We start from the raw sequence: 20,894 nt of genomic DNA on the forward strand, positions 1-20,894 counted from the left end.
CCGGCTATTATAGCGGCGCCCTCTGTCTCAGGAGTTTCAGCGAACATGACTGTCGCAAAAGCAGAAGTTGTCATCACCTATTGCACCCAATGCCAATGGCTGCTGCGCGCCGCATGGCTGGCGCAGGAACTGCTCAGCACCTTTGCCGATGACCTCGGCAAAGTCTCGTTGGTGCCGGGCACTGGCGGGGTATTTCACATCACCTGCGCCGGCGTGCAGATCTGGGAACGCAAGGCCGACGGTGGGTTTCCGGAGGCCAAGGTGCTGAAACAGCGGGTTCGCGATCAGATCGATCCTGACCGCGACCTCGGCCATAACGACCGCACTCAGTGAGAGGCAGCCTCGGCGGCGACGGTTTTCTTGTCGGCGCTGCCGGACATCCGCGCGGAAACGACGATGGCGATGATGATCAGTGCGCCGCCCATCAACATCCGTAGCGTCGGGTTTTCGTTGAACAGCAGCCAGGCGATGGTAATGCCGTAAACCGGCTCCATGGCAAACACCACCGCCGCCGTGCGTGCTTTGATTACCGCCAGACTGGCGACGAACAGGCTATGAGCGACGCCGGTGCAGAACACCCCGAGCAAGCCGATCCACAGCCAGTCCAGTGCCCGCACTTCACTGAGTTGCGGCGCCGCAACCGGCAGCAGACACAGCGCCACCACCACGTTTTGACACAACGCCGCCTGCACCGCCGGGATGCGCCCGGAGCTGGCGCGGTTGGTCAGTGACAGCAGCGAGAACAGCAGGCCCGACAACACCGCCCAGAGCAGGCCGGTGGTTGCGCCGCTGGCCAGATCGAACGCCGGGGTTACCAGCACCAGACCAACCGTCACCAGGACGACGAGGATGATTTCATTGGCGCGGATGCGTTCGCGGAAAATCAGCCCTTCAAGAATCACCGTAAAGGCCGGGAAACTGGCAAAGCCCAATGTTGCGATGGCGACGCCGGCGATCTTCACTGAAACAAAGAAGCTCACCCAGTGCCCGGCCAGCAACACGCCGCTGAGGGCCAGACGCCGCCAGTCCACGGCCTGCAGTTTCTGCCAGCCGCTCTGGCTGGCGAAACGGGCGAAGAACGCCAGGGCAAGTACGGCAAAAGCAGCGCGACCGAAGACGATCACGGCGGGGGACGCAGCAGCGAGTTTGCCGAACACACCGGTCAGGCCAAACATCAAGGCGCCGATATGCAGAGCGCCGAGGGCGGTACGCGGAGTCATTGCAATCCTTCTATCGCAAACACAATTCAACTGTTGATCGATCACACGCAGCAGCGTGGGAACGATCAAAGATCGCAGCCTTCGGCAGCTCCTACATTTAAGCGTGTAGAGGTAAATAAGTCTGTCGCCAGGCTATCGTCTTTTGTCGTAGGAATCGCGCCGAAGCTGGCCGGGTGATGCACCGAACTCACGTAGGACGGCAGCCGAGAAGGCACTCTGCGAGCTGTAGCCGACGCGACTGGCAACTTCGCCGATCGGCAGGGCTGTGTCGCGTAGCAGTTGTACTGCCAGATGCAGGCGTCGACTGCGAATGTAATCCATCGGCGTCTGCCCGCATTCGGCCATGAACCGCGCATGCAGGCGCGCGCTGGACAACCCGGCCACGCGTGCCAGATCGGCGACTTGCAGCGGATAAGCGGCGTTTTGCTCTATGTGCGCATCCAAGGCGGCGTAGGGCAGGCGCCGCGCGACGAGTTCGCCGGGTTGCGCGTGATTGAGACTGGCCAGCAGCAACACCGCGCCTTGTTGCGCAATCAACGGATCGCTGACCGGACTGTTCGCCAGCCAGCTGACCAACTGGCTTTGCCCCGCATCGAGTGACAGTCGCGCCGGCAGGTCAAGCAAACGTTGGCTGGCCTCGGCGTGCTCACCCAGCGAGTCCTTTACCCATTGCCCCTCAGGGATGTCGAGGACCAGACAGCGGCTGCCGTCGGGACTGCCGCAGGCATGATGAGCGCCGGACGGAATCACTACGAAACTCTGCTGACGCACCTGACTGCCACACCCCTCGACCTCGAAATCCAGCGCACCGGACAAGCCGAACACCAATTGCGCGTGCTCGTGGCTGTGCACGATCAAGTCGTGGGTGTACTGGCGCAGGGTGAGGATCGGTCGCATGGCAGGTGGTCTCCGAAGTGATCGCCAGTCTACACCGACGCGCGCCGGATGCGTTGTCACAGGACTGACTCATGCTTGTCATGGTCGATTAACCGGGCGCGCGCAGAGTGACGAAAACATCGCAGAGGGTTGCCCATGACCAGCGCCGAGCTCGCCAGACCCAGCCGTAAACAACGCGTGCGCACCCTGTGGATCTCCGACGTGCATCTGGGCACGCGAGATTGTCAGGCCGAGCACTTGTCGCAATTTCTCAAGGGCTATCACGCCGACAAGATTTATCTGGTCGGCGACATCATTGACGGCTGGAAACTGCGCGGCGGCATGTACTGGCCGCAGGCGCATACCAACGTGATCCGGCGCTTGCTGACCATGAGCAAGCGCGGCACCGAGGTGATTTACGTCACCGGTAACCACGACGAATTCCTGCGTCGGTATTCCAGGCTGATTCTGGGCAATATTCAGTTGGTCGACGAGGCCGTGCATATCACGGCCGACGGGCGGCATCTGCTGGTGATTCATGGTGATCAATTCGATGTGATCACCCGTTATCACCGCTGGCTGGCCTTCCTTGGCGACTCCGCCTACGAGTTCACCCTGACCCTCAATCGCTGGCTCAACCACTGGCGTGCGCGCTATGGCTACGGTTACTGGTCGCTGTCGGCGTACCTGAAACACAAGGTGAAGACGGCAGTGAGTTTCATCAGCGACTTTGAAGAAGCCATCGCCCATGAATGCGTGAAACGCGAGTTGCATGGCGTGGTGTGCGGGCACATTCACCATGCCGAGATCCGCAAGGTGGGGGAGGTGGATTACCTTAATTGCGGAGATTGGGTGGAGTCATGCACGGCGCTGATCGAGCATTGGGACGGCACGATCGAGCTGTATCGGCTGGCGGATGCGCAGGCGCGTGAGGCAGAACTCAGGGCTGCCAAAGGCGCAGAACTCGCATAAAAGCAAAAGATCGCAGCCTTCGGCAGCTCCTACATGTGACCTGTGTAGGAGCTGCCGAAGGCTGCGATCTTTTGATCTTAGGCCGGGCTGTGTTCCTCCATCGCCGCCTTGTAAATCGAGTTCTTCGGCTGCGCAAACAGTCTTTCCATCATCGGCTCAAAGAAACTCAACGGCAGCGTGTCATAGCCCGGATCAAACGCCGCCGCATCGTACTTGGCGCAAAACTCGGCCGTTGCCTGAAACTGCGGATGCTCCTTGAACTGCTCGCGCAAATGCCGATCCATGCCCAGATGATGAAAGAAGTAATAACCCTGAAACACCCCGTGCTTCTCGACCATCCACAAATTTTCGGCACTGACGAATGGCTTGAGAATTGCCGCAGCAATGTCCGGATGGTTGTACGAACCCAGGGTGTCACCAATGTCATGCAGCAACGCGCACACCACGTATTCCTCGTCGCGCCCGTCACGAAACGCACGGGTGGCTGTTTGCAGCGAGTGGGTCAGGCGATCCACGGGGAAGCCACCGAAATCGCCTTGCAGCAGTTTCAGGTGAGTCGTGATCCGTGCGGGCAATTGTTTGGCGTAGGCACTGAAGTCAGCGGCGATGATCGCCCAGTCTTCCTGCGTGCCGTCCTTCATATGGGTGAAGCGGGCATTGGCATTCATTGGCTGATCCTCATTCAGAACGCCACGCGACCCAGAATCATGTCGCGGTACATGACGAAGTCGCCGAGCAGGCTGTAGAGCGGATGCTGGAAAGTCGCCGGTCGGTTCTTTTCAAAGAAGAAGTGCCCGACCCAGGCGAAGCTGTAACCGGCCAGCGGCACGGCCCATAACAGCAGCCAGGCGCCTTTGGCGATGGTCATCGCCAGAATGAAAATCACCAGCGTGGTGCCGATGAAATGCAGGCGCCGGCAGGTGCTGTTGCTGTGTTCGCTGAGGTAATACGGATAGAACTCAGCGAAGCTGTTGAAATGCTTTATGTTTTCCACGACCGCGTTCTCTGTGGTTATTATTCTGGCGACGAGTTGTTCTGCGGGTAGCTTATTTGAGTCTAGAGTGATCATTGGCGTGGGCCAGTGACAATCGGCGCCACTTTAGTATCCTTCGCAAATCAGGCCGTAACATGCGGCCCCTCATGTAAAAGAAAAACGCCATGAGCGAACGAACGACTTCTGCAAGCTGGGCGATGGGGATTGTCAAAGCATTGGAGATGGACGGCCTGGATTGCCGGGTTCTGTTCAAGCAACTGGGGCTCGATTACACGGCTCTGGATGATCCGGATGCGCGTTTCCCGCAAGATTCCATGACCCGCCTCTGGCAACGGGCGGTCGAGTTGTCCGGTAATCCGGCGATCGGTCTGAACATGGGCAAGGTGGTGCGACCGGCGTCGTTTCATGTCGCCGGCTACGCGTTGATGTCGAGCAATACCCTGGCCGAAGGCTTCCAGCGACTGGTGCGCTATCAACGCATCATCGCCGAAAGTGCCGACCTGAGTTTCCGTCTGCTGGAAGAAGGTTACGCACTGATTCTAACGGTGCACGGCGATCATCTGCCGCCGACCCGGCAAAGCGCCGAAGCCTCGCTGGCCTGTGCGCTGGGCCTGTGCGGCTGGTTGACCGGACGCACGCTGCACCCGGTCAAAGTGCTGGTGCAGGGTGATCAGCCGGAAAATCTGGAACCCTACAAACAAGCCTTCCACGCGCCATTGGTGTTCAACGCGCCGTACGATGCGCTGATCTTCGAACGCGCCGACATGGAGGCGCCGCTGCCCACCGCCAACGAGGCCATGGCGCTGTTGCATGACCGCTTTGCCGGGGAATATCTGGCGCGATTTTCCGAAAGCCGCGTGACCCACAAGGCGCGGCAGGTGTTGTGCCGTTTGCTGCCACAAGGCGAGCCGAAGCGCGACACCGTGGCGCAGACCCTGCATTTATCGCAGCGTACCTTGCAGCGCCGCTTGCAGGAGGAGGGCACCAGTTTTCAGCAACTGCTCGATGACACGCGCCGCGAACTGGCCGAGCAGTATCTGGCGCAGCCGAACATGACCTTGCTGGAAATCGCATATCTCCTGGGTTTTGCCGACCCGAGCAACTTCTTTCGCGCGTTCCGCCGCTGGTTCGACACCACGCCCGGCGATTACCGGACGCGGCTGTTGCAGGCGCCGAGTGCGATCAGTGACGCCAAAAGGCCGGAATACACAGCACAAACACCGTAATGATCTCCAGTCGGCCGAGCAGCATACCGAACGACAGGATCCACTTGGCCGCGTCCGGCAGGGTGGCGAAGTTGCCCGCCGGGCCGATGGTTTCGCCCAGGCCCGGGCCGACGCCGGACACGGTACTGGCGGCGCCGGTCAGTGCGGTCATCCAGTCGACGCCCAGCAGTGACAGGAGCAGGGCGATCACGCAGATGGTGATGGCGAAGAAGAACGAAAAGGTCAGAATCGAACGGACGATCTCTTCGTCGAGGCGGTGACCGTTGTACTTCTGCTTGATCACCGCGCGCGGGTGAATCAGTTGATTAAGGTTGGCCTTGAGCAGGATATAGGCGACCTGAAAACGGAAAATCTTGATCCCGCCCGCCGTCGAACCGGAACAGCCACCGACAAAGCCCAGATAGAAAAACAGCATCAGCGAGAAGTTGCCCCACAGGCTGTAATCACCGAGGGCAAAACCGGTGGTGGTGACCACCGAGGTCACGTTCAACGCCACGTGGCGTAGCGCATCCAGCCAATGCAGGTTGGTGGTCCACCAGTACCAGGTGCCGAGCACCAGCCAGGTCACCAGCAACATCCCGAGCAAACCCTGCACTTGCTGATCCTTGATCAGCGCCTTGCGGTTGCCGCGCAACGTCGCCACGTACAGGGTGAACGGCAGGCTGCCGAGAATCATGATGACCACCGCGACCCAGTGCACCGCCGGTTGCGTCCACTTGGCCAGGGATTGATCGGAGGTCGAGAATCCGCCGGTGGAAATCGCCGACATAGCGTGGTTGATCGCATCGAACGGACTCATCCCGGCCCACCAGAACGCCAGGCTGCCGAGGATGGTGATGCCGACGTACGCGGCGACGATCAGCCGCGCCACCATGTGCGAACGCGGCATGACCTTTTCCGAGCGGTCCGAGGATTCGGTCTGGAACAGGCGCATGCCACCGATGCGCAGCAGCGGCAGAATCGCCACCGCCATACCGATAAAGCCGATGCCGCCGATCCAGTGCAGCAACGAGCGCCACATCAGGATGCCCGGAGACATGTCGTCGAGATGATTGAGCACGGTCGAACCAGTGGCGGTAATGCCCGACATGCTTTCGAAGAACGAGTCGGTGTAGCTGATGTGCTGGGTCAGCAGAAACGGCAGCGCAGCGAAAATGCACACCACCAGCCAACTGCTGACCGTCAGCAGGTACATGTCGCGCGGGCGTAGGTGAATGTGTTCCGGACGCCCGGGAATCACCAGCGCGAGGCCGGCGACAAAGGTGATCATGCTCGCCCAGAGGAACGACGGCAGGTCGCTGGTGCGTTCGAACATCACCAGGGTCGCCATGGGCACGACCATGGCCACGGCCAGGGTGATCAGGAAGATGCCGATGATGAAACCAATGATCCGTAAGGTCGGCAACGCCATGAAGTCCGCTCGGGCTGATGTGAGAAGGGCGCCATTCTACCCGTGGGGCAGGGCATGTAAACCGGCATCCTGTTGGCAGATGAAGCTAGAATAGCCGCACATTTTTCTCAGGAGGTGGCCGATGCAGGCTCTCGACGCGTTGCTCAACCGTGTTTCCGTTCCACGACTGGTCGAACCGGCCCCCACTGCCGAGCAGCGCGAAGCCCTGTTTGGCGCAGCATTGCGCGCGCCGGATCACGGGCACTTGCAGCCGTATCGTTTCCTGACGGTCGAAGGCGCAGCGCGTGAGCAGATGGGCGAGTTGCTGGCCGAAGCGGCGCAGCAGCAGGAAGGCGAAGTCACCGAAGCGATGATCGACAAGGCGCGCAACGGCCCGCTGCGGGCGCCGCTGGTGGTTGTGGTGATCGCTAAATTGCAGGAGCACGTTAAATATCCGAAGGCTGAGCAGTTACTCGCGGCGGGGTGTGCGGCGCACGGAATTTTGCTGGCGGCGTATGCGCAGGGGATTGGTGCGGTTTGGCGTACGGGGGATCTGGCTTATTCGCAGCACGTAGCCAAAGGTTTGGGGCTGGCGGAGGGTGAAGAGGTGATTGCGTTCCTGTACCTCGGCACGCCGCAGAAAGAGCCGCGTGTGGCGGAGAAGGTTGATCTGGCTGAGTTCGTCAGCGCCTGGCCCGGTACAGCCTGAAGATCAAAAGCCCCTCACCCTAACCCTCTCCCGGAGGGAGAGGGGACTGATTGGGGGATGCTGTAGAGGTACGCCGACCTGAACGCTCTTCGCTGAATCCAGAATCGAATTCGGTTTGAGTTGATTTCGCGGAATCCAGAATCGAATTCGGTTTGAGTTGATTTCGTGGAATCCAGAATCGGCTTCGGTTTAAGTCGAATTCAAAGTTGATCAGGCTTCCAAATCCATAATCGACTCGGTTCTTCAGGTCGATGTATGACGCAAGACACCTCGGTCGGCCCCCTCTCCCTCCGGGAGAGGGCTGGGGTGAGGGCGGCTCTCAGGGTTGCACCACCGCCCCCGGCACCAGCGGCAATTCCAGGCTGGCAACAAACCCACCCTGCGGATGATTGGCCAACGTCAAACTCCCGCCATGGCGCTCCGCCGCCCTTCGTGCAATCGCCAGCCCCAAACCATGTCCTGCGGCCGTCTGTCCCGGCGCGCGATAGAACGGCTCGCCCAACTGGCTCAGATGTTCGGCCTGCACCCCCGGCCCATGGTCACGCACACTCACGACAATTTTCTCGCCCTGACGCGAAGCCTGCATTTCAATCGCCTGACCCTCCGGGTTGAAGCGCTGGGCATTGCGCAGCAGATTATCGACGGCGCGCTCGATCATGGTCGGCCAGCCCTTCAGGTTCAACTGCGGTTCGGCATCAAGGCGCACAATCTGCTCGGGTGATGCAAGCTTCGCATCCTTCTGCAACGTACCGAGCAAGGCATTCAGATCCACCTCTTCAGCACTGGCATTGTCAGCATCGACTCGCGCCAATACCAGAATTTCACTGATCAATGCTTCCAGCCGATCACACTCGCGGGTCAGGCGTGGCCAGAGTTTCTCGCGTTCCTCAGGGTTGGCCCGTTCCGCCAGTGCCAAGGCAATGCGCAACCGCGCCAACGGTGAGCGCAATTCGTGAGACACGTCACGCAACAGCTGCCGCTGGCTGCCAATCAGGCTTTGCAGGCGTGCGCCCATGCGGTTGAAATCATTGGCCAGTACGCCGAACTCATCGCGACGGTTGGCCAGTTTCGCCAGGCTGTTTTGCTGATAGGTGGTCTGCCCCAGATCATGCACCGCGCCGCGCAAACGGCTGAGCGGGCGGGTGATAGAGAAGGTCACCAGCAAACTGAACAGGGTCAGCACCACCAGCGCGATGCCCAGCGCGCTCAGTGGCCAAAGCAGACTTTCACGGTGCCAGGAGTCGAGTTCCGGGTGCGGGATGCGGTAGATGAACAGGTAGGTGTCACCGGTTTTTTCGCTGGTGAACTCATCGGTCAGGCGCCGCCATGGCAGGCGCCGGTCATCGTTGTTCTGGCGTGCCTCAAAAGCGGCGGCACGGCGCGGGAAGGTGCCGCGCACGACCGGGTCGCCGGATTCATTGAGGACCTGAACGTCGATGTGATATTGGCGTTTGCGCTGCTCGAGAATGTCCTGGGCGGCTTCTTCGCCCTGAGCTTCATAGGTTTGCGTCCATTCGCCGGCGAGGGTGTTGAGGCCCGGATGGCGGCTGAGGATCCACGCGTCCTGGTTAAGCATGTGTCCGAGCAGAATGGACAACCCAGCCACTAGCGCGATGGCCAGCCAGAAGCTCGCGAGAATACGCCAGAACAATGAACGCACAGAAAGTCCTCAATCAAACACCGATCTAAAAGGTGGGAGCGAGCCTGCTCGCGAAAGCGGAGTGTCAGTCAGTTTATATGTGTCTGATACATCGCTTTCGCGAGCAGGCTCGCTCCCACATTAGATCTAAAGCAAGAAACCCGACGGTGTTTAGCCGTCGGGTCGGGGTTATTACATTATTGCGCCTTTTGCGCCTTCCACGCCTTGAACTCGGCCCATTCGGCGCGACGCTCGGCCTGTTTCTTCTGGATCTCGTCGAATTTCTTCTGTTGATCCGGTTTCAGCAGCGCACGCACATCGGACTCGGCTTTCTTGTGGTTGGCCGCCATCTCGTCTTTCATGGCCTTCTGGTCAGCCGGCGAGAGTTTTTCCAGGTACTTGTCGACCACTTGCTGACGCTCGTGCATCTGCTCGCCCATGATCTTGCGGATCTGTTCGCGTTGTTCGCGGGACAGGTCGAGTTGGCTATACGGGCCTTTGCCGTGCATGCCGTGCATCTGACCGCCGTGGCGTGGGCCGTCGAGCGGGCCACCCATCGGGCCGCCATCTTGCGGCATGGCCATGGCGACGGTTGGCAGAGCGGCAGCGAACATCAGAGCGATAAGAGTCTTGCGCATGGTGTATCTCCTTGTCTCGTTCCCGGTACGTTCCGGATGAGTACAGATTACGGAGATCAAGGTCAGCGGCGGTCAGCACTGCGTAAAGCTTCGGTAAAGACGCTTCGCGTCCGACCTTACACATGCCCTGTGCAGGAGCTGCCGAAGGCTGCGATCTTTTGATCTGTCTTTTAAAAACAAGATCAAAAGATCGCAGCCTTCGGCAGCTCCTACAGTGGGAATGGGCGCGGTTCAGAGGCTATAGAAGTAACCACGGCTGCGCAGGGCGACGATCCGTGGGCGGCCATCGGGATGCGGGCCGATTTTTTTGCGCAGGTTGCTGACGTGCATGTCGAGGCTGCGGTCGTACAGGGTCAGCTTGCGGCCGAGGGCGAGCTGCGCCAGTTCCTGTTTGTCCAGTGGTTCGCCCGGCTGCTTGAGCAGCGCTTCGAGCAGACGGCTTTCGGAAACGGTGAGGGTCAGTTCTTTCTCATCGATGCTGACGACGCCGCGCACCGGGCTGAAACTCAGGTCGCCCAGTTCAAGCTGCGTCGATACCGCTGCCGGATGACTGCGGCGCAACACCGCGCGCAGACGGGCGGTCAGCTCACGTGGGTCGCACGGTTTGGCCAGATAATCGTCGGCGCCGAGTTCCAGGCCGAGGATGCGGTCCAGCGGCTCGCCGCGGGCTGACAGCATCAGCACCGGCAGATCGGCGTGATCGTTGCGCAGTTGCTTGAGCAGTTCCAGACCGCTGCCGTCAGGCAGCATCACGTCCAGCACCACCGCCGCCGGGGCGGTTTCAGCCAGCGCCTTGCGGGCACTCTGGCCATCGTGGCAGGCACGCACGTGGAAGCCTTCCTGGCTCAGCCAGCTACTCAGGAGTTCGCACAACTCCTGGTCATCATCAATCAGTAACAGCTCGCTCATGACTCACTCAATTTAGCCATTGCCGACGTTTTCGGCTTGCTCCACTGGCAAAGATACCGCAGAGCAGCGCCAATAGCGCTACTCCGCCTCCCGTAACGAACCACTGCTGCTGATCGGTCAACAGCCGCGGCAAGGGGCTGGCCTGGGCTTCCTTGAGTTGCAGCTTGAGACGCTGGTTCTCTTGGCGTAACCGGGCTAGCTGGGCGCTTTCGCGGATATTGTCGGCATTTTGCAGTTGTTTGCTCAGTTCTTCCCGCTGTTGCTCGCTGGCCTTGAGGCGCTGTTGCAACTCGGTGATCTGGCTGCCGGCGCTTAACGACAATGGCGTGGAGTTGCCGCCTTCGGTGGTTTCCTCACCATGGGCGGGTGCCATGATCGACAACGTGACCAACATCAGACACAACGGACCCTTGCGCATCGCGACACCTGTTTCCAAATGGATATTGGGCAGGTTGTCGGCAGGCAAACGAGAATAATGAGCGATTGAGAACGCGATGAACCGAGAAGGTTCATCGCTTGGGGGAGCGTTACGGCAGGACTTGCTTGAACGGCTTGACGAGCACATTGGCGTAGACGCCGGCGGCGATGTACGGATCGGCATCGGCCCACGCTTGCGCAGCGCTGAGGGAATCGAATTCGGCGACGATCAGGCTGCCGGTGAAACCTGCTGCGCCCGGATCATTGCTGTCGACGGCCGGGTGCGGACCGGCCAATACGATGCGGCCTTCGCCCTTGAGCGCTTGCAGGCGTTCCAGATGCGCAGGGCGCGCGGCCAGGCGTGCTTCCAGCGAGTTGGCGACGTCGGTGGCAATGATGGCGTAGAGCATGTCAGTCCTCGGTTTTTGGTGTTGTTGTGGTATCGGCATCGTGCAGATGACGCGACAGGTAAATGCCCTGTGCGACCAGGAATACCAGGGTCATGCCCAGGCTGCCGAACACCTTGAAGTCCACCCAGTAGCTCTGGAAGGTAAAGGCGACGAACAGGTTGGCAGCCCCGCAGAACAGGAAAAAGGCGATCCAGGCGATGTTCAGGCGGGTCCAGACCGGGTCTGGCAGGGTCAGCGCATGGCCCATGATGCGTTTGATCAGCAGACGGTCACCGATGAAGTGACTGCCGATGAAGGCGACGGCGAACAGCCAGTTGACCACCGGGGCTTTCCATTTCAGGAAGGTCTCGCTGTGGAAGGCCAGCGTCAGGCTGCCGAACACCAGGCAGGCGATCAGGGTCAGCCATTGGCTCTTTTCCAGCTTGCGCTGTTTGATGAACAGCGCGCCGTACACCACCAGAGAACTGATGATCAGCATCGCCGTGGCGCTGTAAATACCGCCTACAGTCACTTCATGGCCAGCGATGTCGACGACCCGTGGATCAAGTTTGTAAACGATGAAGAACAGCAGAAGCGGGATGAAATCGATGAATTGTTTCACAGTGAGAGCCAGAAGCTGGATGTGGCGGCATAATAACAAACATATGGGCGCGCGATAGCGCCAGCTGATTTGAGGTTACAACTCCCCGTGAATGTTGATTTGCACTGCCATAGCACGGCCTCCGATGGCGCCCTGGCGCCTGCGGTTCTGGTTGCGCGTGCGTTCGAGAACGGCGTGCGAGTCCTGGCGTTGACCGACCACGACACCCTCGAGGGCCTCGCCGAAGCGCGTGTGGCTGCCAATGAGTTGGGTATGCAACTGGTCAACGGCGTCGAATTGTCCTGCACCTGGGGCGGCGCGACCATTCATGTGTTGGGCTACGGTTTCGACGTCAACGCCGCACCGTTGGTCGAGGCGATCGCCAAATTGCACGATGGCCGCTGGCTGCGGTCGGAAGAAATAAGCCGCAAGCTCGCCCTCAAGGGCATGCCCGGTGCCCTCGAAGGCGCCCGGCAGGTTCAGCAGGAACTGGGCGACAGCGGCAACGCCCCGGCCCGCCCGCATTTCGCTGACTGGATGGTGCGTGAAGGGTTTGTAAAGGATCGCGCCGAGGCATTCCGCAAATGGCTAGGCGCCGGCAAGCTGGGTGACGTCAAGTTGCACTGGCCGACGCTGGAAGACACCGTTGGCACACTGCGCGCCGCCGGGGCCTGGGTCAGCCTGGCGCATCCGTGGCACTACGATTTCACCCGCAGCAAGCGCCGAAAGCTGATTGCCGACTATATTCAAGCAGGCGGGCATGCAATCGAGGTGGTCAATGGCCATCAGCCTGCGGAACAGGTGGGCAGCCTGGCAATCCTTGCCCGTGAGTTCGGTCTGCTGGTCAGCGCCGGCAGTGACTTCCATGGCCCTGGCGGCTGGTCCGAGATCGGCCAGTACCGGCCGGTTCCCGAGGACCTTCCACCCCTGTGGTGTCGGTTCAAACATGACACAGATATTGCCGCCGTCTGAACAGGTAGAGAATGTGAGTCAATTTTTCCAGATACATCCGGAGAACCCACAAGCGCGCCTGATAAAACAGGCGGTCGAAATCATCCGCAAGGGCGGGGTGGTGGTTTATCCCACGGACTCTTCCTACGCGATCGGTTGCCAGATCGGCGATAAAACCGCGATCGAGCGTGTTCGTCGCCTGCGTCAGCTCGATGAAAAGCACAATTTCGCGCTGATCTGCAGCGACCTGTCGCAACTGGGCAACTATGCCAAGATCGACACCGGCACCTTCCGTATTCTCAAGGCGCATCTGCCTGGGCCATACACCTTTATTCTCAACGCCACTCGCGAAGTGCCGCGTCTTTTGCTGCATCCGAAGAAGCGCACCATCGGCCTTCGTGTCCCAAGCCATCCAATTGCGCTGGCGTTGCTGGCCGAACTCGGCGAGCCGCTGATGAGCGTGACCCTGATCATGCCTGGCGATGAAGACCCGCTCAGTGATCCGTACGAAATGCGCCAGTTGCTCGAGCACCAGGTGGATTTGATCGTCGACGGCGGCTTTGGCGGCATCAAAGCCTCCACCGTGATCGACCTGACCGGCGACGACCCGGAAGTGGTCCGCGTCGGTTGCGGCGATCCGACGCCGTTCATGGTCGAGGCCTGAATGTCCGCAGTGGAAACCGTTGTCGATCCCCAGGCCGGCGCTCAGCAGGAACTGCCGTTTGCCATGGTCTATGGCCAAGCGGTCATGGAAATGCCGCTGGACCTGTACATCCCGCCGGATGCGCTGGAAGTCTTTCTTGAAGCCTTCGAAGGTCCGCTCGACCTGCTGCTGTACCTGATCCGCAAACAGAACATCAACATCCTCGACATCCCGGTGGCGGAAATCACCCGCCAGTACATGGGTTATGTCGAGTTGATGCAGTCGGTGCGCCTTGAGTTGGCCGCCGAGTATCTGGTGATGGCCGCGATGCTCGCCGAGATCAAGTCGCGCATGCTCCTGCCGCGCGCCGAAACCGTTGAAGACGAAGAAGACGATCCGCGCGCCGAACTGATCCGCCGCTTGCAGGAATACGAGCGCTTCAAGGCTGCCGCCGAAGGTATTGATGGTCTGAGCCGGGTTGGCCGCGATGTGATCGTGCCCAAGCTCGACGCCCCGGAAGCCCGGGCGCGCAAGCTGTTGCCGGATGTCGCGCTGGAAGAGATTTTGATGTGCATGGCCGAAGTGCTGCGCCGTGGCGATATGTTTGAAAGCCATCAGGTCAGCCGCGAGGCGCTGTCCACCCGCGAGCGCATGAGCGATGTGCTGGAACGGCTCAAGGGCGGCGGTTTTGTGCCGTTTGTCGAGCTGTTCACCGCCGAAGAGGGCAGGTTGGGTGTGGTAGTGACCTTTATGGCGATCCTTGAACTGGTCAAGGAATCCTTGGTCGAGCTGGTGCAGAATGAGCCGTTCGCCGCGATCCACGTGCGAGCCCGAGCCGAATAACGAGTCGAAACATGAACCTGACTGAACCCCGCGAGCTGGCACCCCTGCTTGAAGCCTTTCTGTTGGCCTCGGGAAAGCCGCAATCCCTTGAGCGCCTGTTTGAACTGTTCGAAGAAGGCGAGCGGCCCGAGCCTGCGGTCTTCAAGAAAGCCCTGACCCTGCTGGGCAAGTCCTGCGAGGGGCGCGCGTTTGAACTCAAGGAAGTCTCGTCCGGCTACCGCTTGCAGATCCGCGAGAAGTTTTCGCCATGGGTCGGCCGCCTTTGGGAAGAGCGCCCGCAGCGTTACTCCCGCGCCTTGCTCGAGACCATCGCGCTAATCGCCTATCGCCAGCCGATCACCCGTGGCGAGATCGAAGACGTGCGCGGCGTGGCGGTGAACAGCAACATTGTGAAGACCTTGCTGGAACGTGAGTGGATTCGCGTCGTTGGTTACCGCGACGTGCCGGGCAAACCGGCGATGTTTGCCACCACCAAAGGCTTTCTCGATCACTTCAACCTGAAGAGCCTAGAAGATCTGCCGCCACTGGCCGAATTGCGCGAGATGGAAACCGACCCGGTCCTCGATTTCGACGACGCGCCGGTGCCGCAAGGTTTGCAGGAACTGGCCGATGCCAGTGCCGAGCCGGAGGAAGAGAAGGAAGAAACCAGTTTCCATACATTGTTGCTGGAACTGGACAGCATGGAAGAGGGGATCAAGACCGACTTTGATGATTTGCTGCGGGATGCAGCGGATGGTGAAGCGCCGACGGTTGATGCAGAAACCGAGACTGAGCCACAGCCACAGATCGCTGAGCCAACCATCGAAGTTGAACTTGAAGCTGAGCAAGAAGCCGAACCGGAAGAGGACATTCTTGGCGTCGCCGAAGCCCGCGAAAAGCTGTTGGCCGCCGTCGCCGCCCTCGAACAACCGGCGCCAGAACCCGAACCCGAACCGGAACTGAGCGAAGAAGAAGCCGAAGCCCGCGCCCTGGCCGAAGCCATCGAAGCCGAACGCCGCGAGTTCGAAGACTGACCGAAATCCGGAGAACAATGACGGCCCCTGTGGGAGCGAGCTTGCTCGCGAAAGCGGAGTGTCATTCAAAGATGATGCGTCTGACATGCCGCCTTCGCGAGCAAGTCGAATCGTCGCACCGTCGCTCCCACAGGGTTTAGCGTAAGCCAGGAATATCAAATGAGTTCCACCAAAGACCCGTGCATCAGCCTCTGCAAATTCACCGACGACATCTGCCTCGGCTGCGGCCGCAGCAAGCGCGAAATCAAAGCCTGGAAGAAACTCGACAAGGACGACAAGCGCAGCGTACTCGCCGAAGCCGCGCTGCGCTTGATCAAACTCGGTGGCGCCGGTCGGCGGAAAAAGAAATAACCTTGCCCTGATCAGCTAGTCTCTGATGCGCGACGGCGCACATCCGCGTATGATTCGCGACCCTTCGCCGATCCCTTCGGCCGAGAACCCAGATTTCAATGCTTCAGGCGCCGCCTGAACAGACCACACCGGGAGGTGCCCAGATGAGCGACATCATTCAGAAAGACGACCAGGAAATCGGCCCAGCAGGCGAAAAGCTGCAGAAAGTCCTCGCCCGTATCGGCGTCGGCTCGCGCCGTGACGTGGAATCCTGGATCAGCCAGGGCCGGATCAAGGTCAATGGCAAAGACGCCACCCTCGGTCTGCGCGTCGACATGCACGACGCCATCACCATTGATGGCAAGGTGATCAAGCGCGAAGAGGCGGCCGAATCGGTCCGCCGCGTAATCATGTACAACAAACCCGATGGCGAGATCTGCACCCGTGACGACCCGGAAGGCCGTCCGACCGTGTTCGACAAGCTGCCGCGTCCGAAAGAAGGGCGCTGGATCAACATCGGTCGTCTCGACATCAACACCACCGGTCTGCTGATGTTCACCACTGACGGTGAACTGGCCAACCGCTTGATGCACCCGTCCTACGAGATGGACCGTGAGTACGCCGTTCGTGTACGCGGTGAAGTCGACGACGAAATGATTGAGCGCCTGAAGGCCGGCGTGGTGCTGGAAGACGGCCCGGCCAAGTTCACCGACATCAAGCAGGCGCCGGGTGGCGAAGGCTTCAACCACTGGTATCACTGCGTGGTGATGGAAGGCCGTAACCGTGAGGTTCGTCGTCTGTGGGAATCCCAGGGTCTGGTGGTCAGCCGCCTGAAGCGCGTGCGTTTCGGTCCGGTGTTCCTCAACTCCGATCTGCCGATGGGCCGCTGGCGCGAAATGAGCCAGTACGAAGTCGACATCCTCAGTGCTGAAGTCGGCCTGACGCCGGTGGCGATGCCGCAACTGAACGCCAAGAGCAAAGACAAGCTTGAGCGTATGCAGCGCAAATCGTCGCGGCCGATGGCCAAGACCGAGCGCGTGCGTACCCTGCGTCCAGCCGCTGGCGCGCCGACCGGCCCACGTCCAAGCCGCGAGCCGCAGATCGAAGGCGAGCGTCCAGGTCGCAAGCCAGTCGCCCGTGACGGCGAGCGCGCTCCGCGTCCGGCCAATGGTCGCACTGAGCGTGGCGAGCGTGGTGCACCTGCCGGTCGCGGTACGCCAGTGGCGGATCGTCCAGCCGACACCACCAACAAGCGCCCGGCCAAGCCTGCGCCAAAGCGTCCGGGGATCAAGCTGGTTGACGGTGACAAGCCGTCGGGCAAGCGCCGCGGTGCGCCGGCCGGTTCCGGTCAGCGTCCGGGTTTTGGTCGTAAAAAGCCGGAATAAGGCAGCTGTGAGCTTCTAGCCGCAAGCTTCAAGCCAAAGCAAAAACGCCAACCTCAGGGTTGGCGTTTTTTTTCGTCTGGCGAAAGTTATATAGCGTCTGACCGGGCCTCTTCGCGAGCAAGCTCGCTCCCACATTGGAGTTGTGTCGTACACAAATCCCCTGTGGGAGCGAGCTTGCTCGCGAAAGGGCCGGTAGCCTCAATAAAGAAAATCCCAGGCTAGAACACAAATCGGCCATCAAACACCGGCTTGTCATCCAGCGCCAAAACGCCGCCGGAAAAGATCAGGTCCAGGTGATGACTGCCCTTGGCGCCACCGCCTAATCCAAGATGCAACCCACAATGCCGCTCCTCAAACCCGGCATTGCGCGCATACAAATCCTTCACGCCTTCGTTGGTACCAATCCCCAACTCCTCAATGCGCCGATTCGACGGATTCGCATCCAGGTACTTGTTGAAATCATGCTCCAGCCCCGGCACGTCGGTGGCGATGCGGCTGATGGTCGAGTTCTCGATCCACAGTTCCAGCGGCGATTCCAGCACGCCGTATTTCCGCGCAAACGGAATGGTGCTGAGGAACGTGCCCTTGAATTTCACATGGCCGTTGATGGCCTCGCTGTGCGTGGCGATTTCGCCGGGGGCCAGGTCGAAGTTGCCGACACCGTTGATGTCGGTCCATTTCTTGATGCTGCTCAGCGGCGTTTCAAACCATGAGCCGTCGTCGTCCTTGAAGCTCAGCGTGGTCGCCTGGGACATGCGCTGGATCAGGTGACTGTTGAGCCCGGCAATCCGCTGCGGGGTGACGCTGAAGGTGTCGTAGAAATACTCGCCGTAGTCCTTGAACAGCAGCGACTTCTTCCAGTTTTCTGCCATGACGGCTTGCAGCGCGCGGACGAACTCCGGGCCATCAGGGCGCGGGTTGGGCAGGGTGGAAGAGTCGTAGAAGAAAATGTATAGATCGCTGTCGGTGATTGCCGAGGTCAGCGTTGCGGTGCCTTCCAGATCCAGACGTCGGGCGCTGAACTGGAACCGAGGATGATCACCAGCCTGTTCGGCGATGGCGCCGGTCAGCGCTTGGTAATCCGCCGTGTGGCCGAGCAATACCTTCGCCGAGTCGAGGCCGGCAAGGGCAGGGTGGTGTTCGAGGTAGTAAAGGAAATGTGAGATCGCGCGGGGCTTATCCATGAGTCCTCCCTGACTGACCGTGAAGAAAGCGGCAGGCACGACCGGCCGGATCGTGCCTGCCCGGGATGTCTTACAGAGGCCACATCGCCGTGCCGAACGGAACTACCGCGTCGGCTTGCATCATTTCTACAGCCGCCTCGTGGGTCGGTGCTTCAAACCATTCGTCCAGTTGCAGTTCGGTATCCAAGTCTTTTTCCAGTGCTTGCATGGTCGATCTCCTAGATGACTTTCACGGTTGTGACTGGCCGGTCGAGGTGGCCGGCAAGACGTGAAGAACCTAGTTCACGGATTTTTGTAATGCAAAAAATTATTCATTTAATTTTTAAATAGACTTTTTATTCTGTTTTTTCATCGGGTTTTTCTTATTTAAAAACAAAAAACTAAGTCGGCATTTTCATTAGCAAGCTAGCTACCGTCAATTTGCAGACGTCCGACAGAATTTTCTCAACTGGAAACTTTGCGTTACGCATCGTAAAGAAATATTTACGAAAATGTCGCTAAAACCGAATGAAACCAACCCGCCATGAGCTCTGTAAGGAAAAGCTGCCGAAGCCTGCACGGCCGTGGGCTGCGAGAGGCTCTGGCGCGCTTGTTTCAGCGGCGTTTGCAGGGTGATATGCGCCCCATGCCTGTCGTGCAGGTGCATAACAAGAAGGAGGCGCAATGAACGCCGTGACTGATCTACACCTCTCTCCGTGGGACGGTTTTTTCCTCGTCCACGCCGATGGCCTGCAAAGGCCTGACTCATTTTTTGCAGCCGCTCGAGTGTCTCGAGGCGGACACACGCAATCCCGGCAACCATCACGCTGATCCAGCGGGGTCTGGCAGCAGGGGGTTAGCGGTGTACAATGCGCCGCGTTTTAACTGTGACCCTCTGCGTAATCGCAAAAATCTCAAGGCTATCCGCTTTGTTCACTCCGTGGCGCCACAAGCGTTTCGGGTTCGATTTCGTCACAGATAAAAACAAACAGGTGACGCATGACCGTTGTAAATAAGCTGAACTCCTGGTGCCTGCGCTGGGGTTTGATCGGGGCTGCTTGAAATCGCAACCTGGCAGCAACGTCTACTGAACATCATCAAACCTTGCGTGAGACCTTTTTCATGAGTGGACAACCCTCGCAATCAGGCGAGCTGAAACGCGGCCTGAAAAATCGCCACATTCAACTGATCGCCCTCGGTGGCGCGATCGGTACCGGATTGTTCCTCGGTTCGGCCGGGGTACTGAAATCCGCCGGCCCGTCGATGATCCTCGGCTACGCCATCTGCGGCTTCATCGCCTTCATGATCATGCGCCAGCTCGGCGAGATGATCGTCGAAGAGCCGGTGGCCGGTTCCTTCAGCCATTTCGCGCACAAGTACTGGGGCGGCTTTGCCGGTTTCCTGTCGGGCTGGAACTGCTGGATTCTGTACATTCTGGTGGGCATGTCGGAGCTGACCGCGGTCGGCAAATACATCCATTACTGGGCGCCGGACATCCCGACCTGGGTGTCCGCAGCGGCCTTCTTCGTGCTGATCAACGCGATCAATCTGGCCAACGTCAAAGTCTTCGGTGAAGCCGAGTTCTGGTTCGCGATCATCAAGGTCGTGGCGATCGTCGGCATGATTGCGCTGGGCAGCTACCTGCTGGTCAGCGGCAACGGCGGCCCGCAGGCTTCGGTGACAAACCTGTGGTCCCACGGTGGTTTCTTCCCGAACGGGGTGAGCGGTCTGGTAATGGCCATGGCGATCATCATGTTCTCCTTCGGTGGTCTGGAAATGCTCGGTTTCACCGCTGCTGAAGCCGACAAGCCGAAAACCGTGATCCCGAAAGCGATCAACCAGGTGATCTACCGGATCCTGATTTTCTACATCGGTGCACTGGTGATCCTGCTGTCGCTGACCCCATGGGACAGCCTGCTGGAAACCCTGAATGCATCCGGCGATTCGTACAGTGGCAGCCCGTTCGTGCAAGTGTTCTCGATGCTCGGCAGCAACACCGCCGCGCACATCCTCAACTTTGTGGTCCTGACCGCCGCGTTGTCGGTGTACAACAGCGGCACCTACTGCAACAGCCGCATGCTGCTGGGCATGGCCGAGCAGGGTGATGCGCCGAAAGGTCTGGCGAAGATCGACAAGCGCGGCGTGCCGGTGCGTTCGATCCTGGCTTCGGCGGCAGTGACGCTGGTGGCTGTGCTGCTCAACTACCTGATCCCGCAACACGCGCTGGAACTGCTGATGTCGCTGGTGGTTGCAACGCTGGTGATCAACTGGGCGATGATCAGCTTCTCGCACTTCAAGTTCCGCCAGCACATGAACAAGACCCAGCAGACGCCGCTGTTCAAGGCGCTGTGGTATCCGTACGGCAACTACATCTGCCTGGCATTCGTCGCGTTCATCCTCGGCGTGATGCTGCTGATCCCGGGGATTCAGATCTCGGTGTACGCGATTCCGGTGTGGGTCGTGTTCATGTGGGTCTGCTACGTGATCAAGAACAAGCGCGGTGCGCAGCAGGCCGTGCACGCGGCAGGTGCTGCCAAATAAGCGCTGACGCAGAAACACAAAACCCGGCCTGAGTGCCGGGTTTTT

At 59.7% G+C, this 20,894-nt stretch carries 24 protein-coding genes; 11 read left to right on the plus strand and 13 right to left on the minus strand.

Features of this window, described 5'->3' with window-relative positions; all coding sequences use genetic code 11:
- Window positions 1-45: 45 nt before the first annotated feature.
- Complete coding sequence (locus tag ACRRSD_RS22805; RefSeq protein ID WP_016771139.1) at window positions 46-333, plus strand: SelT/SelW/SelH family protein; 288 nt, start codon at window positions 46-48, stop codon at window positions 331-333.
- Here ACRRSD_RS22805 and ACRRSD_RS22810 read toward each other — a convergent pair.
- Window positions 327-1,220, minus strand: coding sequence for a DMT family transporter (locus ACRRSD_RS22810; RefSeq protein WP_435035479.1), 894 nt, complete (start codon window positions 1,218-1,220; stop codon window positions 327-329). The genes ACRRSD_RS22805 and ACRRSD_RS22810 overlap by 7 nt on opposite strands.
- Window positions 1,221-1,352: 132 nt before the next feature.
- On the minus strand, window positions 1,353-2,117 hold the full coding sequence (locus ACRRSD_RS22815) for an AraC family transcriptional regulator (protein ID WP_435035480.1): 765 nt from the start codon (window positions 2,115-2,117) through the stop codon (window positions 1,353-1,355).
- 135 nt (window positions 2,118-2,252) lie between these two features.
- Here ACRRSD_RS22815 and ACRRSD_RS22820 point away from each other — a divergent pair, with 135 nt between their 5' ends.
- A complete protein-coding gene (locus ACRRSD_RS22820; RefSeq protein WP_435035481.1) occupies window positions 2,253-3,068 on the plus strand; it encodes a UDP-2,3-diacylglucosamine diphosphatase in 816 nt (271 codons plus the stop codon).
- A 77-nt stretch (window positions 3,069-3,145) separates the two neighbouring features.
- Here the strand turns inward: ACRRSD_RS22820 and ACRRSD_RS22825 are convergent, their stop codons facing one another.
- Both ACRRSD_RS22825 and ACRRSD_RS22830 read right to left on the minus strand, forming a co-directional pair.
- Window positions 3,146-3,736: an HD domain-containing protein gene (locus tag ACRRSD_RS22825; protein WP_435035483.1), complete on the minus strand. Its 591-nt coding sequence runs from the start codon at window positions 3,734-3,736 to the stop codon at window positions 3,146-3,148.
- A gap of 14 nt (window positions 3,737-3,750) precedes the next feature.
- Window positions 3,751-4,062 (minus strand): DUF962 domain-containing protein, encoded by a 312-nt coding sequence (locus ACRRSD_RS22830; RefSeq protein WP_122844930.1) that lies wholly within the window; start codon window positions 4,060-4,062, stop codon window positions 3,751-3,753.
- 164 nt (window positions 4,063-4,226) lie between these two features.
- On the opposite strand from ACRRSD_RS22830, the gene ACRRSD_RS22835 reads away from it, so the two are divergent.
- A complete protein-coding gene (locus tag ACRRSD_RS22835) occupies window positions 4,227-5,288 on the plus strand; it encodes an AraC family transcriptional regulator (protein WP_435035485.1) in 1,062 nt (353 codons plus the stop codon).
- Here ACRRSD_RS22835 and ACRRSD_RS22840 read toward each other — a convergent pair.
- A complete protein-coding gene (locus ACRRSD_RS22840; RefSeq protein ID WP_435035487.1) occupies window positions 5,245-6,699 on the minus strand; it encodes a TrkH family potassium uptake protein in 1,455 nt (484 codons plus the stop codon). The genes ACRRSD_RS22835 and ACRRSD_RS22840 overlap by 44 nt on opposite strands.
- Window positions 6,700-6,820: 121 nt before the next feature.
- Between ACRRSD_RS22840 and ACRRSD_RS22845 the strand changes: the two genes are divergently transcribed.
- Entirely contained in the window at window positions 6,821-7,387 is a 567-nt protein-coding gene (locus tag ACRRSD_RS22845) for a nitroreductase family protein (RefSeq protein WP_435035489.1), read from the plus strand.
- A gap of 319 nt (window positions 7,388-7,706) precedes the next feature.
- Here the strand turns inward: ACRRSD_RS22845 and ACRRSD_RS22850 are convergent, their stop codons facing one another.
- From ACRRSD_RS22850 to ACRRSD_RS22875, 6 genes are all read right to left on the minus strand, one after another.
- On the minus strand, window positions 7,707-9,047 hold the full coding sequence (locus tag ACRRSD_RS22850; RefSeq protein ID WP_180698563.1) for an ATP-binding protein: 1,341 nt from the start codon (window positions 9,045-9,047) through the stop codon (window positions 7,707-7,709).
- Window positions 9,048-9,223: 176 nt separating this feature from the next.
- Window positions 9,224-9,664 (minus strand): Spy/CpxP family protein refolding chaperone, encoded by a 441-nt coding sequence (locus tag ACRRSD_RS22855; protein ID WP_435035491.1) that lies wholly within the window; start codon window positions 9,662-9,664, stop codon window positions 9,224-9,226.
- 231 nt (window positions 9,665-9,895) lie between these two features.
- Window positions 9,896-10,573: a response regulator transcription factor gene (locus tag ACRRSD_RS22860; RefSeq protein ID WP_016987937.1), complete on the minus strand. Its 678-nt coding sequence runs from the start codon at window positions 10,571-10,573 to the stop codon at window positions 9,896-9,898.
- 7 nt (window positions 10,574-10,580) lie between these two features.
- A complete protein-coding gene (locus ACRRSD_RS22865; protein WP_435035493.1) occupies window positions 10,581-10,991 on the minus strand; it encodes a translation initiation factor 2 in 411 nt (136 codons plus the stop codon).
- A gap of 109 nt (window positions 10,992-11,100) precedes the next feature.
- Window positions 11,101-11,400 (minus strand): YciI family protein, encoded by a 300-nt coding sequence (locus ACRRSD_RS22870; protein WP_008021382.1) that lies wholly within the window; start codon window positions 11,398-11,400, stop codon window positions 11,101-11,103.
- Window position 11,401: 1 nt separating this feature from the next.
- Window positions 11,402-12,001, minus strand: coding sequence for a septation protein A (locus ACRRSD_RS22875; protein ID WP_007919675.1), 600 nt, complete (start codon window positions 11,999-12,001; stop codon window positions 11,402-11,404).
- Window positions 12,002-12,088: 87 nt separating this feature from the next.
- Between ACRRSD_RS22875 and ACRRSD_RS22880 the strand changes: the two genes are divergently transcribed.
- From ACRRSD_RS22880 to rluB, 6 genes are all read left to right on the plus strand, one after another.
- Entirely contained in the window at window positions 12,089-12,952 is an 864-nt protein-coding gene (locus tag ACRRSD_RS22880; RefSeq protein WP_160056710.1) for a PHP domain-containing protein, read from the plus strand.
- A gap of 13 nt (window positions 12,953-12,965) precedes the next feature.
- Window positions 12,966-13,595 carry an L-threonylcarbamoyladenylate synthase gene (locus ACRRSD_RS22885; protein WP_038363745.1) on the plus strand — a complete coding sequence of 210 codons (630 nt, stop codon included), beginning with the start codon at window positions 12,966-12,968 and terminating at the stop codon, window positions 13,593-13,595.
- Between the two features lie 123 nt (window positions 13,596-13,718).
- Window positions 13,719-14,417, plus strand: a complete 699-nt coding sequence (locus ACRRSD_RS22890; protein WP_172828192.1) for a segregation and condensation protein A — start codon at window positions 13,719-13,721, stop codon at window positions 14,415-14,417.
- A gap of 11 nt (window positions 14,418-14,428) precedes the next feature.
- Complete coding sequence (scpB, locus tag ACRRSD_RS22895) at window positions 14,429-15,430, plus strand: SMC-Scp complex subunit ScpB (protein WP_435035496.1); 1,002 nt, start codon at window positions 14,429-14,431, stop codon at window positions 15,428-15,430.
- Between the two features lie 159 nt (window positions 15,431-15,589).
- Entirely contained in the window at window positions 15,590-15,781 is a 192-nt protein-coding gene (locus ACRRSD_RS22900) for a DUF1289 domain-containing protein (RefSeq protein ID WP_034153249.1), read from the plus strand.
- Window positions 15,782-15,924: 143 nt separating this feature from the next.
- Entirely contained in the window at window positions 15,925-17,145 is a 1,221-nt protein-coding gene (rluB, locus tag ACRRSD_RS22905) for a 23S rRNA pseudouridine(2605) synthase RluB (RefSeq protein WP_095050147.1), read from the plus strand.
- A gap of 218 nt (window positions 17,146-17,363) precedes the next feature.
- Here the strand turns inward: rluB and ACRRSD_RS22910 are convergent, their stop codons facing one another.
- Both ACRRSD_RS22910 and ACRRSD_RS22915 read right to left on the minus strand, forming a co-directional pair.
- The gene (locus ACRRSD_RS22910) at window positions 17,364-18,329 is read right to left on the minus strand and encodes a leucyl aminopeptidase (protein ID WP_435035499.1); all 966 of its coding nucleotides are present in this window, start codon (window positions 18,327-18,329) and stop codon (window positions 17,364-17,366) included.
- Between the two features lie 70 nt (window positions 18,330-18,399).
- Complete coding sequence (locus ACRRSD_RS22915) at window positions 18,400-18,537, minus strand: hypothetical protein (RefSeq protein WP_003222780.1); 138 nt, start codon at window positions 18,535-18,537, stop codon at window positions 18,400-18,402.
- Between the two features lie 893 nt (window positions 18,538-19,430).
- Between ACRRSD_RS22915 and ACRRSD_RS22920 the strand changes: the two genes are divergently transcribed.
- Window positions 19,431-20,849 carry an amino acid permease gene (locus ACRRSD_RS22920; RefSeq protein ID WP_435035502.1) on the plus strand — a complete coding sequence of 473 codons (1,419 nt, stop codon included), beginning with the start codon at window positions 19,431-19,433 and terminating at the stop codon, window positions 20,847-20,849.
- Window positions 20,850-20,894 lie beyond the last annotated feature (45 nt).

This window comes from Pseudomonas neuropathica (assembly GCF_051174785.1).
Lineage (GTDB): Bacteria > Pseudomonadota > Gammaproteobacteria > Pseudomonadales > Pseudomonadaceae > Aquipseudomonas > Aquipseudomonas neuropathica_A.

Bases quoted from the DNA above. Each gene is read 5' to 3' on its own strand.
- ACRRSD_RS22805 (WP_016771139.1), top strand. From the start codon at position 46: ATGACTGTCGCAAAAGCAGAAGTTGTCATCACCTATTGCACCCAATGC.
- ACRRSD_RS22810 (WP_435035479.1), bottom strand. From the start codon at position 1,220: ATGACTCCGCGTACCGCCCTCGGCGCTCTGCATATCGGCGCCTTGATG.
- ACRRSD_RS22815 (WP_435035480.1), bottom strand. From the start codon at position 2,117: ATGCGACCGATCCTCACCCTGCGCCAGTACACCCACGACTTGATCGTG.
- ACRRSD_RS22820 (WP_435035481.1), top strand. From the start codon at position 2,253: ATGACCAGCGCCGAGCTCGCCAGACCCAGCCGTAAACAACGCGTGCGC.
- ACRRSD_RS22825 (WP_435035483.1), bottom strand. From the start codon at position 3,736: ATGAATGCCAATGCCCGCTTCACCCATATGAAGGACGGCACGCAGGAA.
- ACRRSD_RS22835 (WP_435035485.1), top strand. From the start codon at position 4,227: ATGAGCGAACGAACGACTTCTGCAAGCTGGGCGATGGGGATTGTCAAA.
- ACRRSD_RS22840 (WP_435035487.1), bottom strand. From the start codon at position 6,699: ATGGCGTTGCCGACCTTACGGATCATTGGTTTCATCATCGGCATCTTC.
- ACRRSD_RS22845 (WP_435035489.1), top strand. From the start codon at position 6,821: ATGCAGGCTCTCGACGCGTTGCTCAACCGTGTTTCCGTTCCACGACTG.
- ACRRSD_RS22855 (WP_435035491.1), bottom strand. From the start codon at position 9,664: ATGCGCAAGACTCTTATCGCTCTGATGTTCGCTGCCGCTCTGCCAACC.
- ACRRSD_RS22860 (WP_016987937.1), bottom strand. From the start codon at position 10,573: ATGAGCGAGCTGTTACTGATTGATGATGACCAGGAGTTGTGCGAACTC.
- ACRRSD_RS22865 (WP_435035493.1), bottom strand. From the start codon at position 10,991: ATGCGCAAGGGTCCGTTGTGTCTGATGTTGGTCACGTTGTCGATCATG.
- ACRRSD_RS22870 (WP_008021382.1), bottom strand. From the start codon at position 11,400: ATGCTCTACGCCATCATTGCCACCGACGTCGCCAACTCGCTGGAAGCA.
- scpB (WP_435035496.1), top strand. From the start codon at position 14,429: ATGAACCTGACTGAACCCCGCGAGCTGGCACCCCTGCTTGAAGCCTTT.
- ACRRSD_RS22900 (WP_034153249.1), top strand. From the start codon at position 15,590: ATGAGTTCCACCAAAGACCCGTGCATCAGCCTCTGCAAATTCACCGAC.
- rluB (WP_095050147.1), top strand. From the start codon at position 15,925: ATGAGCGACATCATTCAGAAAGACGACCAGGAAATCGGCCCAGCAGGC.
- ACRRSD_RS22910 (WP_435035499.1), bottom strand. From the start codon at position 18,329: ATGGATAAGCCCCGCGCGATCTCACATTTCCTTTACTACCTCGAACAC.
- ACRRSD_RS22915 (WP_003222780.1), bottom strand. From the start codon at position 18,537: ATGCAAGCACTGGAAAAAGACTTGGATACCGAACTGCAACTGGACGAA.
- ACRRSD_RS22920 (WP_435035502.1), top strand. From the start codon at position 19,431: ATGAGTGGACAACCCTCGCAATCAGGCGAGCTGAAACGCGGCCTGAAA.